This window comes from Avibacterium gallinarum (genome assembly GCF_002921135.1).
GTDB lineage: Bacteria > Pseudomonadota > Gammaproteobacteria > Enterobacterales > Pasteurellaceae > Avibacterium > Avibacterium gallinarum.
Genome location: NZ_PQVJ01000007.1, coordinates 52,941 through 70,289 on the forward strand (window position 1 = coordinate 52,941; position 17,349 = coordinate 70,289).

Below are 17,349 nucleotides of genomic sequence, written 5' to 3' on the forward strand. Positions count from 1 at the left end.
TTTCCTTTATTTTCGAGTTTCTCACAATGAAAAAACTATTTTTAATTAGCTTATTACCTTTTCCAATTTTAGCCGAAAATACTTTTCAGCCAGAACAACATCAATATGTTGCACAACCCGAAAAGCCAATAAAATCAATGTCATTTATTCAGCCAACAAAATCTGAAAAGATTAAAGTGCCAATTGAACAAATTAAACAAGATAAAAATCTGGCAGAACATTTATTAAATTTAGCGATATTGCAACAAAATAATGCTTCAATCGAAATCTTGTTACCTATTTATCAGCAATTTGAACAAAAAGATGATATTTTAGTTTTATTCGCCAAAGGTGTTTCAGAAAAATTACAACAGCATTATGCAACGGCTATTTCTTATTTTCGTCAAATTCTTGCTATAAATCCTGATTTAAACCCAGTAAGAATTGAACTTGCAACAACTCTATTTGCTGATCAGCAATTAACTGCTGCCAAAGAACAATTTGAGAAAGCCAAAGCTGAACCAAATTTACCAGCGACTATTGCACATTTACTTGACCAGTATTTGAATGCAATTAAACAACATTCTGACTGGCAAAGTAACTTGAGTTTCAATTATTTGCGTGATCCTAATGTTAATAATACATCTCACACCCAAGAAATAGAAAATACAGGTTTTATAAAATCAAAAGAAATGTTACCGCAATCTGCGCACGGTATCGCTTATCGTTTTAATCTTTCTAAAGAATATAATTTATTTTCCAATCATTATGCCTATTTTGAAAATACATTATGGGGAAAATATTATTGGGATAATAAAGATTATAACGATATTTTAAACCGCACTTATTTAGGCTATATGAATAAAAGTGCGGTGCAAAATTGGAAAATTTTGCCTTTTTATGGTCGCCGCTGGGTAGGGAATCATCGCTATCAATGGGAACAGGGATTACGCGGTGAATTTTCTCGTTGGCTTTCTCCAAATTGGCAAATTTCTACTGCACTTGAATATAGTAAGCAACGTTATTTTTCACAACCCGGCTCAAATGGTTTTAATCAGCTTGCTTCTATTACGGCATTATGGCTACGCAATGCTCGCCAATATTTTTATACGGGTATTGATTTTAATCGTGAAAAGACGCAGGTTCGTCAATATAGTTCAGATATAAAAACGCTGCGTTTAGGCTGGGGGCAAGAATGGGGAAAAGGTATTTCTTCGCGCTTATCTTTTTCTTTTGCGAAACGCCAATACAAAGCGGAAGCCAAATTAGGTGGCATATTACCCTTAGGGAAAATACGCTCTGACAAAATTTACCAAGCCCAATTAATGCTATGGAAGCGAGATTGGCATTTATGGGGAATTACCCCTAAATTACAATTTAGTTGGAAGAAACAAGTAAGTAATATTCCTTCTATGTATTCCTACCAAAGTAAAAATATTAATTTGTTGTTCGATAAGAGTTTCTGATATTGATACAAAAATTTAGGCATTCTTTAATGCCTAAATTTTTTGCTTTGATAAAGCTACATTCCCTGCAAAAACGGATTACTTTTCTTTTCCTTACCAATGGTCGTGTAATTTCCGTGGCCTGCAATGATGATCATTTCGTCAGGTAACGGATAAAGTTTTTCTTTAATTGAGTTCAGCAAGGTTTGATGATCACCGCCGGGGAAATCTGTGCGTCCAATGCTGTTTTGAAAGAGAACATCACCAGTAAATGCAATGTTTTTGTTATGTTCAATAAAGCCGATATGCCCCGGTGTATGCCCCGGTAAATGCAACACTTCAAAATTAAAATCGCCCACCTTGATGACTTCCCCTTCTTCATTTAACCAGCGATCAGGCAAAAAGGCATTGGTTTCAAATAGCATTCCAAAGCGTTCTGCCTGTTGTGGTAAGCCTTCAAACCAATAGCGATCCGCTTCGTGCGAACCCCAAATTTCTACATTAAAGTGATTTTTCAGCTTTTCTGCTGCACTGATATGATCTAAATGTCCGTGAGTGAGCAAAATTAATTTTAAATTTAGACCTAATTCTTCAATGCGTTTAATGAGCTTTTCTGCCTCACCACCTGGGTCAATAATGGCGGCATTTTTTTCATCGTCCCAAATGATTGAACAATTTTGTTGGAACGCGGTAACAGGAATAATCTCAATATTCATTTTTTGTCCTTTATTGATATTTCTTTGAAATTAAAAGAATAAAACCGCAAATTTGCTTGCGGTTTTATATATTTGAAATGCGGATAATCAGCTTCCACGCCAAGTGCGAACAGGGCCAGTATCAATATGTACGAAATTACTTCTTGGGTAATATCCTACACCGCCATTATTCAGGCTTTCCGCCGCACGTTTTACACTCGCCAATGGCACGCCATCAATACGAAAATCAATCGCTTGCCCACGGATATGGTAGCTATTACTTGCTACACCACGACTTCTTCTACGCATTGCCGCATTACTTGTTGGTGAGCGATAACCACAAATAATTTGGATTTCAGTATTGCGTAAGCCTAAAGTACGCTGAATTTGATAAAACTTGGCAAATAGTCTGGGATCCATTCGATGAATTTGGTTATTACGTTTATCACGCAATAAATAATCCAACTTTCTCAAACTTGCCGCAGAAAATCCTTTTGTAGGGTTAAATTCTCCTGCAAAACGATCGCCAGTATTGATATTTCTAAAGCTTAGAATGCGTGGTTTTGGCGTTGAAACCATTGCTAATACTGTATTAGGTAATAAGGATACACCCAATGCAATTCCACCAAGGGAAAGCCATTTACGGCGCTGCTGATTAATCTCGCTCATAGTAATAATTCTTTACTCTAAATTTACAATTCTTTACTTTCGACTACTCACGTTCTAATTAGTTCATAAAAAAGTAAAAAATTTAAAAATAGTAATCACTTTTCAATGTGTTAGGCATTACATCAAATATTTTTTCACCGCATTCCAGTTTACATAGCTTAAATTCGGTGCTGAATCATAGCCATAAATATCTGGCAAGGTGTGTAATTTTCCACCGTCCATCCAAGCGGTTACATAATAAAGATAAACAGGATTATCCGACCCCACATTCGCAGAAGTGGTTTTTTTACTGCCTAGCACTTTGCGTTTACGTTCATCAGACCAACCAACTTCTTTGAGCAAAATGCTTGCTAACTGATCGGACTGCTCCACACGAATACAGCCAGAACTCAACGCACGGTCTTTCTTGTTAAACAAACTGTGGTTTGGTGTATCGTGCAAGTAAATGGCATCAGCACTTGGCATATTAAATTTATAATTACCTAAGGCACTATCCCCCGGCGCTTGACGGATACGATAAGGGAATTTACTGCCAATCGCCGCCCAGTTAATGGAATGTGGATCAATGGTGCGCCCTGAACCGTCTGTAATGGTATAGCCATTGCGTGCCACATAACTTGGATCACGTTTAATTTTTGGTACTAAATCTTCATTGATTAAACGTGGCGTTGGCGTCCAAGGTGGATTAACCACAACATTACTTAATTTGCTATACATCACAGGGGTTTTGCGCGCTTGTTTTCCCACGATAACGCGTGAATTCATCACCAATTTGCCATTACGATAATAATTAAGCTGATAGCTTGGAATATTCACAAAAAGTCCGTTAGTGAACTCAGGCAAAATTCTTAAACGTTGCGTGTTGATCGCCAATTTATAGATCTGGTTACGATCCATTTTTCCTGAAGAAATTAAGGCTTCTAGCTGATATAAAGTTTGGCGATATAAATTATTTTTACCCGCAAGTTGGGCAACAAATTCAAAATTTTGATTATTTTTCACCGCACTTAACCAGCGTTGAATTTCTTGCTCTGAGGGTTCTGCACTTTTATAAGCGGTTGGAGAATATAACCACTTCTGCGCAGATTTCAGCGCATTTTGTGAATAGTAAAGATAATCAAGGAATGCGTCAGTAAGCAAAATATCATAAACCAAACGATCTTTGCCTTCGGCATTATAAATGCGATCTAAATTCTGTGCCGACTGGCGAGAAATACCACTCGCCACCAATGCGGCATATTCGCGTAAAAATTGTTTCTCGGCTTTTTTATCTTCCCATAGCAACACATAATCATTTTGCGTATAAATTTTGGCTACCGCCGATTTAAACATCAACGGCTGTGTGCCAATAATATCTGTTAAGCGCTGTTCTGAACGCTGTTGCTGTTCTGCATTTAGACGATCTTCTTCCGCTTTACGTTCTGTTGCGATTTTCTCAGCAATCGCTTTTCGTTCGAGTAAAAGCTGTTCATTCGTCAGTTTTATCATTGCCGGCGTTGAGGATTGCCCTACATTCACCACAGGTGCAGTGTTTGCCGCAATAGCTGTTCCCACATAAGCACAAGACGTCAATAAAGCCGCGCGTGTAGCTAACTTAAATGAAGTCGTTTTTAACATTCTAGAGTCCTTAAATATAAAAATCACAATAAAAAGCACCGCACTTATTAAAGTGCGGTCAGAAATTTAGTTATTTTTTCGGTGTTACTTCTGCACCCGAAAGATGATGTTTTTCATCAAAATTAATAAGATCCACCGCCATTTTTTCTGCCTCTTTTAAGTAGAAATCAGGGGCTTCATAATCTTTCGGTAAATCATCAAGTTTCTTCAATGGTTTTTTACCTTCTCGTTTAAAGCGCGCATTCAAATCTTTCAAGCGTTTTGCGTCATCTTTATCATTCTCTGCTTTGCGTTTTGCAAAATTCAATGATAAATATTTACGCTCACGGCGCTCATCTAACACTTTAAGATCTTCATTAAGCGCAATAAATTCAGGATCTTTCGCCATTCGAGCAATATGCGGAGCTTCCAGTGCATTAATTGCTTCTCTTGATTTCCCAGCTTCAGAATAAGGGGCTGGCGGCAATTTATCCCAAGGCAACGCATTATCTTCGTTTTCTTCCCCATATTCTTTCAAATCAATCAATGATGGGAACGTAATATCTGGTGCAACCCCTTTCAACTGGGTACTTCCGCCATTAATACGATAGAATTTTTGAATGGTGTATTGAATTAGCCCCATTGGGGTTTCTTCTGAATCAAACACAAAATTCAATGGGCGGCTTTGTTGAACAGTTCCTTTACCAAAGGTATTCTGTCCAATAATAATCGCTCGGTTATAATCTTGCATTGCTGCTGCAAAAATTTCAGACGCAGAAGCACTAAAGCGATTGATCATCACTAAGAGTGGGCCTGCATAATCTTGAGTGTTATCAGGATCTTCGTGAATACGAATGCGTTGATAAGCATCTCTCACCTGAACCACTGGCCCATCGGTAATAAATAAGCCTGTTAATTCAACCACTTCTTTTAACGAACCACCGCCATTCTCACGCAAATCAATAATCAAGGCTTGTGCATTTTTCTGCTTCATTTCTGCAAGCAGTTTTTTCACATCTTCCGCTAAACCAAGATAAAAACTTGGAATTTTAATCACGGCAATTTGCTTGCCATCAACCTTTTCCACGGTTAATTTCGCTGCCTGATCTTCCAAGCGAATTTTATCTCGAATAAGGGTAACAATGCGGGATTTTCCGCCTTTTTCTGGCTCAATTTCTAACCGCACTTTCGTGCCTTTTTTCCCTTTGATCTTGTCGATCACGTCATCTAAACGCCAACCAACAACATCTTCAATTTCACCTTTTGCCTGACCAACGCCAACGATTTTATCACCCGGCTTAATTTTTTTACTGCGATCAGCCGGCGCACCTGCCACTAGTGAGCGGATAATGGTTTCCCCATCTTCCGATTGCAATGTTGCCCCTATGCCTTCTAATGAAAGGTTCATACTTTCATTAAAACTTTTTGCACTTCTTGGCGCAAGATAACTTGTGTGCGGATCGATTTCACGCGCAAAAGCATTTAAATACACTTGCACAATATCATCAGCCTTAGTTTGCGTTAAACGGCGGATTGCTAAATCATAGCGTTTCGTTAAGGTTTTCTTAATTTCACGCCAATTCTTGCCTTTGAGCTTCAAATTAATGATGTCATTTTTAACACGCTGCGCCCAAAGCTCATTGGCTTCTTCTTCCGTTTTTGGCCAAGCAGCGTCTTTGCGTTCAATTTCAATTTGTGCATCTGTGGTTAAACTCGGCTCTTTGTCTAAAAGCGATAAGGCATATTTATAGCGTTCATAACGGCGTTTCATCATTAGATCATAGATCGCAAACGCCATATCTAGCTTACCTTGGTTAAGCTGATCATCAAGCTTGTCGCCATATTTAGCTCGCATTTCCGCGACATCTGAAGCTAAAAAGGTATTGCGGTTAAAATCTAAATTTTTTAAGTAGCGATCAAAAATCTTTTGCGAAAAGTCATCATCTAACTGAAACTTACGATAATGAGATTGAGTTAAACGCGTTGCAACACGCTTTGTTACCAACTGGTTCGTTTCAGTTGGTTCAGGAATGACAATATCTGTTGCCTTCAATTTAGGTGCAACAGCAACGGCAAGATCCGCATTAACAAATAAGGCACTTAGCACCAAGCTGGCTAAGTAGCCTTTTCTTTTATTAAACTTCATTCAAATGTCCTAATCAAAGTAAATATCACGATGATGACTTCTTACTTAACGAAATAATGAGAATTATGCAAATAAACGCTCTGCGGTAACGGACATTGTTAAGCCATTTTCTAACTCTACACGCACATTGTCTTTTACCACTTCCAAAACTACCGCACGCTTTGTGCTATTCCCGGCTTTGACTTTCACCACATCACCTTGTGCTAAGGTTGTAACATCTACCGCAACAAGATTAGGTTTATTTTGTGGTTTTTTCGCTACAAATTTCTTCGCATTTGGACGTGCCGGCTTTCTATTCGCTTTTGGATTTGCCGCACGCTCTGCTGCACGTTTTTCTGCCACTTTCGCTTTGCTTTCAGCTAATTTCTGTGCAGCGTGCTCTGCGTGTTCTTTCTCTAATACGCCTGCTGGATTGCCTTGTAAATCAACGCGCTCAGCCCCTTCTTTACAAGCGTATAAATAACGCCAGCCTGCTGTATATAATCGCAGAGCTTGACGCAATTGGGTTTTACTTACTTTTTCATCATCTGCAAGGGCTTCGGCTAAATCTTGGAAAATCCCGACTTTTAACGGTTTTGCCTCACCCTCAAGGAAAAAACAGCGCGGAAACTTTTCCGCTAAATAGGCAATAATTTCTTTATTATTGGTTAATTTCTGAACTTCTGTCATTGTGTAATCTCACATACCATTAATTTTAAATAGAAAAACGTTGCACATTTTAGCTTAAATTGGCAAGAAATGGCAATTTTTTGATCGGGTTTATACGGGAGTTACTGTTGAGATATGTGAAAATCTGTATAAATCAGCATTCGATAGAATAACTTATAATGAAAAAGCCTGCATCGCAGGCTTTAAAAATAAAACTTTGTGTTGTGTTTTGTTAAATTAGTGTTTTGTTAAATAAGTTGCAGTTAAGGCGACAACCAAACCAATTAAGGCAAAAACAACAAGTCCAAATGTCATTTCCATTATTTTTCTCCCTTTGCTTTTTCTCTAAACAAACGCCCACCAACTAAAAAGAGATAAATCGCTCCGCTAAGTAAAAGTGTATTTAGGCATTTTATCGCAATAGAATCTTTGCCATACAGGATAACAGGTATCGCTAAAATTGCAACTTTAGCAATATCATCTGACATTTTTGACCAAGACTCAAAATCACTTTTATTAATTGGCTTCTTAAATAAATTCAGCACGCGTTGGCTCCTTTTTATCGTAACAGCAATGTTATCAGGTTAATGTCCACCACAAATTTTGTCAATCAGACAAAGTGCGGTGCTTTTTGTGATAAATTTTCCGTAAAAAACCACCGCACTTTGAAAAGCGCACAAATCCATATAAAATAGCGCTTTTGAATTTCTTTTAGAGCAAAATTAGCAGAACCTAAGCGATGACAACACCGTTAAAAACGACACATTACGCCAAACAGCATATTGCCCGTTGCACCCATTGCGATGCCACGGTGTCTGTGCCAACGTTGGAGGCGAACCAATATGCGGAATGTCCTCGCTGTGATGAGGTGCTATGTTCGGGCAGCCGTTGGAATTTGCATCGCTGCGCGATGATTGCCCTATCCATTTTAATTTTGATGCCTTTTGCCTTGAATTATCCCTTATTAAGCATTGACTTATTGGGTACGCGGGTGGACGCTTCGGTTTGGCAAGGTGTGTGGAAAATGGCAACGGAAGGCTATCCTTATACGGCATTTCTCATTTTTCTCTGTGCTGTGTTTATGCCCATTTCCTTTGCGGTTTTGGTGATTTTGCTCCGTCTTTCGCAACTGCTTGGCATTAAACCGCGTAATATTTTGCTCGCGCTAGGGTACATTAAACCTTGGGTAATGTTTGATGTGTATTTGGTCGCACTGGGAGTAACAATGTTTAAGGTGCGAGAATACGCCACCCTTAGCCTTGATGTTTATTTAATTGCCTTTGTTTTCACCGCACTTTTAACCACGCTTCTTTTTATTAAGCTCAATCTAAATGCGCTGTGGAATGATTTTTATCCACAAGATAGACTTTTGACTGAAATGCCCGATGAGCCGCCTTGTGTCTGCTTGGAGTGCCATTACACGTTTACCGAGCCTTATCAAGACAGCAAACATCGAGCGCGTTGTCCGCGTTGTTTAACGCTATTAGATGTGCCAGTAAACATTAAATTGCAACGCACCTGGGCAACCTTGATTGCTGGCATTATTATGCTTTTTCCTGCTAATTTACTGCCGATGTCAGTAGTTTATGTCAATGGTGCGCCGAGCGCCGATACCCTGATGTCTGGCGTGATCACCTTTATTGAAATGGGCAGTTATTTCGTGGCATTTGTGGTATTTACCGCCAGTATTTTTATTCCTATTAGCAAAATTTTTATTTTGCTTTATTTATTAATTTGTGTACATTTCAACCTTCGACAATCCATAAAATGGCAAATGCGCCTATTCCATATTGTGCATTTTGTCGGTCGTTGGTCGATGTTAGATTTGTTCGTACTCGCATTGATGATGTCCTTGGTTGCACGCGGACAAATCATCAATTTTTCCGTAGGCCCTGCTGCCTTTTATTTTGGGGCTGCAGTGTTCTTAACTATGATTTCAGCTTCGCAATTCGACAGTCGTTTACTTTGGAAAATTTATGACAGACAACAACAAAACGCCGTCCATTCAGGATAATTACAACGCGGTAAAAGCCGCGATTCATAAAAACAAACGGATTTCACCATTTTGGTTGTTACCCTTTGTTGCCTTATGTATTGGTGCGATTTTGTTCTTTCAAATTGTGCAAGAACAAGGCATTAGCATCAAAATCACCTTTGATAATGGTGATGGTTTAGTGGCAGGAAAAACGCAAATTCGTTACCAAGGCTTGCAAATAGGTGTGGTGAAAAAAGTAAATTTCACTGACGACCTGAAAAAAGTGGAAGTGGAAGCCAGTATTTATCCTGAAGCCAAAACCGTGTTGCGTGAAAACACCAAGTTTTGGCTCGTTCGTCCAAGTGCTTCTCTGGCAGGGATTTCTGGCATTGATGCACTGGTTTCGGGCAACTACATCACCCTACAACCCGGGGACGGTGAGTCGCAAGATGAATTTATTGCAGAAGATGAAGGCCCGATCGCCCAAGTTACTGAAGGCGATTTGCTTATTCATTTACTGGCTGATGATTTAGGTTCCATCTCAATCGGAGCGTCTGTCTATTTCAAAAAAATGCCTGTCGGGAAAATTTATGATTACCGCTTCACCAAAGATCAGAAGAAAATTGAAATTGATGTGGTGATCGATAAGCCTTATACCCAATTCGTAAAAAAAGACAGCCATTTCTGGAACATTAGCGGTATTAACGCCAGTGTTGGACTTTCTGGTATTAACGTGCAAATGGATAGCCTAAATTCCGTGGTACAAGGGGCTGTGGCATTTGATTCACCGCAAAATAGTCCAAAGGCGGAAAGCAACGAACGCTATCGTTTATATGCTAATTTACAGGCGGCCAAACGCGGTATTGAAATCAATGTTACCGTGCCAAATATTGCGGGATTACGCGCAGGCAAAACTGCGGTATATTCACAAGATGCACAAATCGGTTTGCTTTCAGAATTAAGTGCGGTGGAAAATAATGAAGAAATTTTGCAAGGCAAATTACTCATTGATCCAAGCGCTGAAAATTTGTTTAAAACCAACACCGAAATCGTGCTACACAACACAAAATTTAATTTAAGTGAACTGAGCGACACGCAAAAATTATTGCGTGGTGAATATTTTGATGTGATCAGCGGTACAGGCGAAAAACAAACACAATTTACTGTCATTAAAGAAAATGAACTGTTGCTCAAACAGCCTGATACCTTGGTTTTAACCTTAACCGCGCCTGAAACCTATAACATCAGTGAAGGGCAGCAAATTTACTACAATAATTTCCCTATTGGTGAAATTGTAAATCAGCGGATCGAACAAGAATCGGTGCGTTTTAAAGTGGCGATCGCTGGACAATATCGTCATTTAATTCACCCTGATACGCTCTTTATTGCCGCATCAAATTTTGAAGTGAGCATCGGCACTGACGGCGTGAAAATGCAAGCAGCAAGCCCTGAAAAATGGCTACAAGGTGGTATTCGCATTGTGGCAGGTCATCAATCGGGTAAATTGCCTGAAAGTTTCCCGTTATACAGTGATCTCAGTAATGCTGAAGCAGGGATCGTGAGTAATAATCTGACTCCAACTATCACCTTAACCACTTCACAGCTACCAAGCATTGATAAAGGTTCTCTGGTGCTTTATCGCCAATATGAAGTGGGCAAAATTCTGGCTATCCGCCCGAAAAAAGATCATTTTGATGTGGACGTATTTATCTATCCGAAACATCGCGATTTGCTCACCAGCAAAAGTCTGTTCTGGGTGGAAAGTGCCGCGCAGGTGGACATCACACCGAAAGGCATTAGCATTCAAGCCACGCCTATTGCCCGTACCTTAAAAGGGGCGATCAGTTTTGATAACAGTGGCTCAGGTAACAAAATTCTTTACCCAAATGAAATGCGAGCCAAATCCGCAGGACAAGTGATTAAACTCACCGCCGCAGATGCCACCAATTTAAGTAAAGGAATGCCGTTGCGTTATATGGGTTTAAATATTGGTGAAGTGGATAGCATTGAACTTTCCGCTGATCGCAAAATTATCGCCACGGCGTTGATTAACCCGAAATATATGGCCATCATTGCCAAAGAAAACAGCAAATTCCGCCTGATTTCACCGCAGATTTCCGCAGGTGGCATTGAGAATTTAGATAGCCTTTTACAACCTTATATTGATGTAGAAGCTGGCAGTGGCAAAGCACGCAGTCAATTCCGCCTCGCGCAATCTGTGCCAACCACCAACAAATACGGTGATGGTTTCCCACTCATTTTAGAAACCAAAAACGCAATGAATATCACGGTGGGATCACCTGTGTTGTACCGCGGTGTGGAAGTGGGGACAATTCGCAATTTAGAGCTTAACAGCCTTGGCGACCGCGTGTTAGTGCATATTGTGATTGCCAATAAACACAAAGCTCTTGTGCGCCAAAATTCAGAATTCTGGATCTCATCAGGTTATGGAATGGAGCTTGGCTTCACTGGCTTATCCATTAATACAGGATCAATGCAGCAACTGTTAAAAGGCGGCATCGCCTTCTCAACGCCGTCTGGCTCTGTGGTGCAACCGCAAGCGAAAGCTAACCAGCGTTTCTTGTTGCAAGACAAACGTCCTAAAGAAGCCATAAACTGGAATTTAGGCATTTTAGGTAACGAATAAAATTTACAAAAAAACGACCGCACTTTAATTTTACCCTACTGGTATTTTATACAGGTCGTTTTTTTGCTACACTTTCGCCAATTTTTGATTTGAAATTAGGTTTTCCCAATGACAACAAATTATTCCGCCAATGAAATTACCGTTTTAAAAGATCTTGAGCCAGTTCAGCTGCGTCCCGGTATGTACACCGACACCACGCGCCCAAACCATTTAGGACAAGAAGTGATCGATAACAGCGTGGACGAAGCACTAGCCGGCCACGCCACCAAAATTGAAGTCATTCTGCATAAAGATCAATCCCTTGAAGTGATTGATAACGGACGTGGAATGCCGGTGGATATTCACCCCACCGAGGGCATTTCAGGGGTGGAAGTGATTCTTACCAAATTGCACGCGGGGGGAAAATTCTCCAATAAAAACTATACCTTCTCTGGCGGTTTGCACGGCGTGGGGATTTCTGTGGTGAATGCGCTCTCTGAACGCGTGGATATTCAAATTAAGCGTAACGGACAAGTGTATAAAATCGCCTTTGAAAATGGGGCAAAAGTGCAAGAATTGGAAGTTATCGGCACTTGCGGTCGCCGTACTACTGGCACAACCGTGCATTTCAAACCGAACCCGAAATATTTCGACAGCCCTAATTTTTCCATCACCCGTTTACGCCATTTGTTGCGCGCCAAAGCGGTGCTGTGTTCAGGCTTAGAAATTCGTTTTATTGATAAAATCAACGGCACAGAAGATGTTTGGCTCTATCAAGACGGCTTATCTGATTACTTAACAGAAAGCGTGGAAGGCTACACCACCTTGCCAGCCTCCCCTTTTGTGGGCAATTTTGAAACCGAAAAAGAAACCGCCAGCTGGGCGTTAATTTGGTTGCCAGAAGGGGGCGATTTGCTCGGCGAAAGCTATGTGAATTTAATTCCCACTATCCAAGGGGGAACGCACGTTAATGGCTTACGCCAAGGCCTGCTCGATGCAATGCGTGAGTTTTGCGAATTCCGCAATTTACTACCGCGTGGCGTGAAACTTACCGCCGATGATATTTGGGATCGCTGTGCTTATGTGCTTTCGATCAAAATGCAAGATCCGCAATTTGCTGGGCAAACCAAAGAGCGTTTATCTTCCCGCCAAAGTGCGGTGTTCGTCAGCGGCGTGGTGAAAGATGCCTTTAGCTTATGGCTCAACCAAAACGTGCAAGAAGCCGAAGAACTGGCGAAAATGGCGATTAGTTCAGCAGAACGCCGTTTGCGTGCCGCGAAAAAAATCGTGCGCAAAAAACAAGTGAGCGGCCCTGCCCTGCCGGGGAAACTCGCCGATTGCAGCTCACAAGATTTAGCACTGACCGAATTATTCTTAGTCGAAGGGGATTCCGCAGGGGGATCGGCCAAACAAGCACGCGATCGTGAATACCAAGCCATTTTGCCATTGCGCGGAAAAATTCTAAATACTTGGGAAGTGTCCGCCGATCAGGTGCTTGGCTCACAAGAAGTCCACGATATTGCTGTGGCATTGGGGATCGACCCTGACAATAGCGATCTTTCCCAGTTGCGTTACGGCAAGGTTTGTATTCTTGCTGATGCGGATTCTGATGGTTTACATATTGCCACCCTACTCTGCGCCCTATTCTTACGCCACTTCCCAAAACTGGTGGCGGAAGGACACGTTTATGTGGCAATGCCGCCGCTTTATCGTATCGACATTGGCAATGAAGTCTATTACGCCCTTGATGAAGGGGAAAAAGAAGGCATTTTAGATCGCCTAAAAAATAAAAAAGGCAAAATCAATGTGCAGCGCTTCAAAGGGTTAGGCGAAATGAACCCAAGCCAGTTGCGTGAAACCACTATGGATCCCAATACGCGCCGTTTGGTGCAGCTCACCTTTGATCAAGAAAATGAACAAAGTGAAACAGAAACCTTTGAATTAATGGATATGCTGTTGGCGAAAAAACGTTCTGAAGATCGTAAAATGTGGTTACAAGCCAAAGGAGACCAAGTGGATTTGAGCGTATAAGCTCACCACCAAATAAGCAAGGAAACACCAATGAAAAAGACCTTTTTAGCCTTAATTTTCACCGCACTTTTAAGCGGCAATGTTATCGCCACAGAGCAACATTCAACCAAGCCCAACGCGGTTGAAAATACGAATACAGCGGAAAATACTAATTTAACTGAAAATACCAATTTGTCTGAAAATAAAAGTGCGGTGCAAAATGTGAAAATTTCTGATCTTCCCGTGATTGAAGCAGAACTCACCACCGCACCAAATGTGCCAGCCCCCATTACGCGCGATTATCCTGCGCGCGTGGTGGTAAAACTGGAAGCGTTGGAAAAAATAATGGAAATTATGCCTAAGGTGCAATTCAAATATTGGACGTACAACGGCTCAACGCCTGCCCCTTTTATCCGTGTGCGTGAGGGCGATACGGTGGAAGTGCATTTATCCAACCCAATCAATTCCAAACTGCCGCACAGCATTGATTTCCACTCTTCCGCTGCCCCTGAAGGCACGGCACTGGCGAGCAACACAGCCCCAGGGCATACCAGTATTTATCAGTTCAAAGTGCTATCACCTGGGCTTTATCTTTACCACTGCGCCGCAATGCCCGGCGCGCCAACTCACATCGGCAAGGGAATGTTCGGTTTAATGTTGGTTGAGCCAAAAGAAGGCTTACCGCCTGTGGATAAAGAATTTTATATTGTACAGAACGAATTTTATACCCAAGGGGAATTTGGTGAAGCAGGCTTGCAAGTTTTTAGTATGCAAAAAGCGAGCTATGAACTGCCTGACTATGTGGTCTTTAACGGCCATTATGGCTCAATGCTCGGCGATAATGCGTTAAAAGCCAAAGTGGGCGAGAAGTTACGCTTTTATGTCGGCAACGCTGGGCCCAATAAGGTGTCCTCTTTCCATTTGATCGGCAAGCCTTTTGATACAGTGTATGTGGAAGGTGGTTCATTGCAAAATCACAATATACAAACCACTTTAATTCCTGCTGGCGGCGCGATGATGGCTGAAACCACTATTCCTGTACCTGGCCCTTATCCTTTTGTGGATCATTCTATTTTCCGTACCGAAAAAGGCGCGAAAGGGGTGTTAATGGTAAGTGGGGAAGAAAATCCACAGATTTTCAGTGGAAAATTAAAAGATGAGCCTTATACCAAGCGCAACCCTGATGCGGACGTGTCCACAGGATTTCAACATTAAAAATAGCGTAAAAAACCACCGCACTTTAATTTTAACGAATATAAGAGAAAAACAAATTTATGGCAGAAATTAATTACGAAGGCATTGAGCAAATGCCACTGCAAAACTTCACCGAAAGTGCCTATTTGAATTATTCAATGTATGTGATTATGGATCGCGCATTGCCCTTTATTGGTGATGGATTAAAGCCCGTGCAGCGCCGTATTGTGTATGCAATGTCGGAATTAGGGCTCAATGCCACGGCGAAATATAAAAAATCGGCACGTACTGTGGGGGACGTATTAGGTAAATTTCACCCGCACGGAGATACCGCTTGTTACGAAGCTATGGTGCTAATGGCGCAGCCTTTCTCTTATCGTTATCCGCTTATTGATGGACAAGGAAACTGGGGAGCGCCTGATGATCCGAAATCCTTTGCGGCAATGCGTTATACCGAATCGCGTTTAGCCAAAATTTCAGAAATTTTGCTCAGCGAACTGGGGCAAGGCACGGTGGAGTTTCAGCCGAATTTTGACGGCACATTAGAAGAACCCGAATACCTCCCCGCACGCCTCCCGCATATTTTGCTCAACGGTACGACAGGGATCGCCGTGGGTATGGCAACGGATATTCCGCCACATAATCTCAATGAAGTGGCGGACGCTGCGGTGATGTTGCTGGATAATCCGAAAGCCAATTTAGAGGACTTAATGGGCGTACTGCAAGGGCCTGATTATCCAACGGAAGCAGAAATTATTTCGAGCAAAGAAGATATTCGTAAAATTTACGAGCAAGGGCGAGGCTCAATCAAAATGCGTGCGGTGTGGAAAAAAGAAGATGGCGAAATCATCATTAGCGCACTGCCCCACCAAGCCTCGCCATCAAAAATCATCAGCCAAATCGCGGAACAAATGAATGCGAAAAAACTGCCAATGGTAGAAGATATTCGTGACGAAGCGGATCACAATAATCCAATCCGTATCGTGCTAGTGCCACGTTCCAACCGCGTGGATACCGATGCCCTAATGGCGCATTTATTTGCTACCACGGATTTAGAAAAAAGCTATCGTGTGAATATGAATATGATTGGCTTGGACAACAAGCCTGCGGTGAAAAATCTGCTGCAAATTCTCACCGAATGGCTGACTTTCCGCCGCACCACGGTAACCAGACGCTTACAACATCGCTTAGATAAAGTGCTGAACCGACTGCATATTTTGCAAGGTTTGATGATTGCTTTTTTAAATATTGATGAAGTGATCGCCATTATTCGTAACGAAGACAAGCCAAAGCAGGAATTAATGGCACGCTTTAATTTAAGTGAGGAACAAGCCGAGGCTATTTTAAACTTGCGCTTACGCCAATTAGCCAAATTGGAAGAGCACGAACTGCAAGCAGAGCAAGATAAATTAGAGCAAGAGCGGTTGAATTTAGAGCAAATTTTGGGATCTGAGCGCCGTTTAAATACGCTCATCAAAAAAGAAATTCAGCAAGATGCGAAAACCTTTGCTAGCCCTCGCCTTTCACCAATCGTAGAACGTGCGGAAGCCAAAGCAATGGCTGAAAACGAAATGCTCCCAGCAGAACCTGTTACCGTGATTTTATCGCAAATGGGCTGGGTGCGTTGCGCCAAAGGTCACGATATTGATCCGCAAGGGCTAAGCTACAAAGCAGGTGATGGTTATCTGGCGCACGCCTGCGGAAAAAGCAATCAGCCTGTGGTATTCCTTGATAGTACAGGGCGCAGCTATGCGGTAGAACCGCTATCCTTGCCTTCTGCACGCTCACAAGGCGAACCACTCACGGGCAAACTTTCCTTGCCTGCGGGGGCTACAGTTTCTCAAGTGTTAATGGAAAATGATGAGCAAAAATTATTAATGGCATCGGACGCAGGCTATGGGTTTATTTGCCAATTTAGCGATTTAGTGGCACGTAATAAAGCAGGTAAGGCCTTGATTTCCCTACCAGAAAACGCCCAAGTCTTGCCACCATTAAGTTTACAAGAAAATAAAAACTTGCTGGTGGCACTCACTTCCGCAGGCAGAATGTTGATTTTCCCAGTGCAAGATCTGCCTGAATTATCCAAAGGAAAAGGTAACAAAATCATTTCTATCCCCGCAGCGAACGCGAAAGATCGCAGTGAATTATTGGTTCGCTTATTGCTGATTTCCGAACAAGCGAATTTGGTATTCCATTCAGGCAAACGCAAAATCACCCTTAAAGCGGAAGATTTACAACGTTTCCGTGCAGAGCGCGGTCGCAAAGGCAGCCAGCTACCAAGAGGCTTGCATAGTGGCGCAGAAATTGAAGTGATTGAGCCAAATCAATAAAACCTAAATATGCTTATAGGCGAATCATCAGGTTCG

The 17,349-nt window shown here is 41.6% G+C and carries 12 protein-coding genes; 6 read left to right on the plus strand and 6 right to left on the minus strand.

Annotated elements, in window-relative coordinates:
* The first annotated feature begins 26 nt into the window (after positions 1-26).
* On the plus strand, positions 27-1,445 hold the full coding sequence (locus tag C3007_RS02795; protein WP_103852989.1) for a surface lipoprotein assembly modifier: 1,419 nt from the start codon (positions 27-29) through the stop codon (positions 1,443-1,445).
* A gap of 56 nt (positions 1,446-1,501) precedes the next feature.
* Here the strand turns inward: C3007_RS02795 and C3007_RS02800 are convergent, their stop codons facing one another.
* The 6 genes from C3007_RS02800 to C3007_RS02825 all read right to left on the minus strand — a co-directional run bounded on the left by C3007_RS02800 (position 1,502) and on the right by C3007_RS02825 (position 7,723).
* Positions 1,502-2,140: an MBL fold metallo-hydrolase gene (locus C3007_RS02800; RefSeq protein ID WP_103852990.1), complete on the minus strand. Its 639-nt coding sequence runs from the start codon at positions 2,138-2,140 to the stop codon at positions 1,502-1,504.
* A gap of 87 nt (positions 2,141-2,227) precedes the next feature.
* A complete protein-coding gene (gene mepK / locus C3007_RS02805) occupies positions 2,228-2,788 on the minus strand; it encodes a peptidoglycan L,D-endopeptidase MepK (protein WP_103852991.1) in 561 nt (186 codons plus the stop codon).
* Positions 2,789-2,905: 117 nt separating this feature from the next.
* Positions 2,906-4,405, minus strand: coding sequence for a L,D-transpeptidase family protein (locus C3007_RS02810; protein ID WP_103852992.1), 1,500 nt, complete (start codon positions 4,403-4,405; stop codon positions 2,906-2,908).
* A gap of 70 nt (positions 4,406-4,475) precedes the next feature.
* Entirely contained in the window at positions 4,476-6,530 is a 2,055-nt protein-coding gene (prc, locus tag C3007_RS02815) for a carboxy terminal-processing peptidase (protein WP_103852993.1), read from the minus strand.
* A 63-nt stretch (positions 6,531-6,593) separates the two neighbouring features.
* Complete coding sequence (proQ, locus tag C3007_RS02820; RefSeq protein ID WP_103852994.1) at positions 6,594-7,199, minus strand: RNA chaperone ProQ; 606 nt, start codon at positions 7,197-7,199, stop codon at positions 6,594-6,596.
* Positions 7,200-7,498: 299 nt separating this feature from the next.
* Complete coding sequence (locus C3007_RS02825) at positions 7,499-7,723, minus strand: hypothetical protein (RefSeq protein ID WP_103852995.1); 225 nt, start codon at positions 7,721-7,723, stop codon at positions 7,499-7,501.
* A 194-nt stretch (positions 7,724-7,917) separates the two neighbouring features.
* Here C3007_RS02825 and C3007_RS02830 point away from each other — a divergent pair, with 194 nt between their 5' ends.
* The 5 genes from C3007_RS02830 (at position 7,918) to parC (ending at position 17,313) form a co-directional block, all read left to right on the plus strand.
* Entirely contained in the window at positions 7,918-9,192 is a 1,275-nt protein-coding gene (locus C3007_RS02830) for a paraquat-inducible protein A (RefSeq protein ID WP_103852996.1), read from the plus strand.
* A complete protein-coding gene (locus tag C3007_RS02835; RefSeq protein WP_103852997.1) occupies positions 9,155-11,800 on the plus strand; it encodes a PqiB family protein in 2,646 nt (881 codons plus the stop codon). The genes C3007_RS02830 and C3007_RS02835 overlap by 38 nt, the downstream gene beginning before the upstream one ends.
* A gap of 108 nt (positions 11,801-11,908) precedes the next feature.
* Complete coding sequence (gene parE / locus C3007_RS02840; RefSeq protein WP_103852998.1) at positions 11,909-13,810, plus strand: DNA topoisomerase IV subunit B; 1,902 nt, start codon at positions 11,909-11,911, stop codon at positions 13,808-13,810.
* 30 nt (positions 13,811-13,840) lie between these two features.
* Complete coding sequence (nirK, locus tag C3007_RS02845) at positions 13,841-15,004, plus strand: copper-containing nitrite reductase (RefSeq protein WP_103852999.1); 1,164 nt, start codon at positions 13,841-13,843, stop codon at positions 15,002-15,004.
* A gap of 59 nt (positions 15,005-15,063) precedes the next feature.
* Positions 15,064-17,313: a DNA topoisomerase IV subunit A gene (parC, locus tag C3007_RS02850; protein ID WP_103853000.1), complete on the plus strand. Its 2,250-nt coding sequence runs from the start codon at positions 15,064-15,066 to the stop codon at positions 17,311-17,313.
* Positions 17,314-17,349: the final 36 nt, after the last annotated feature.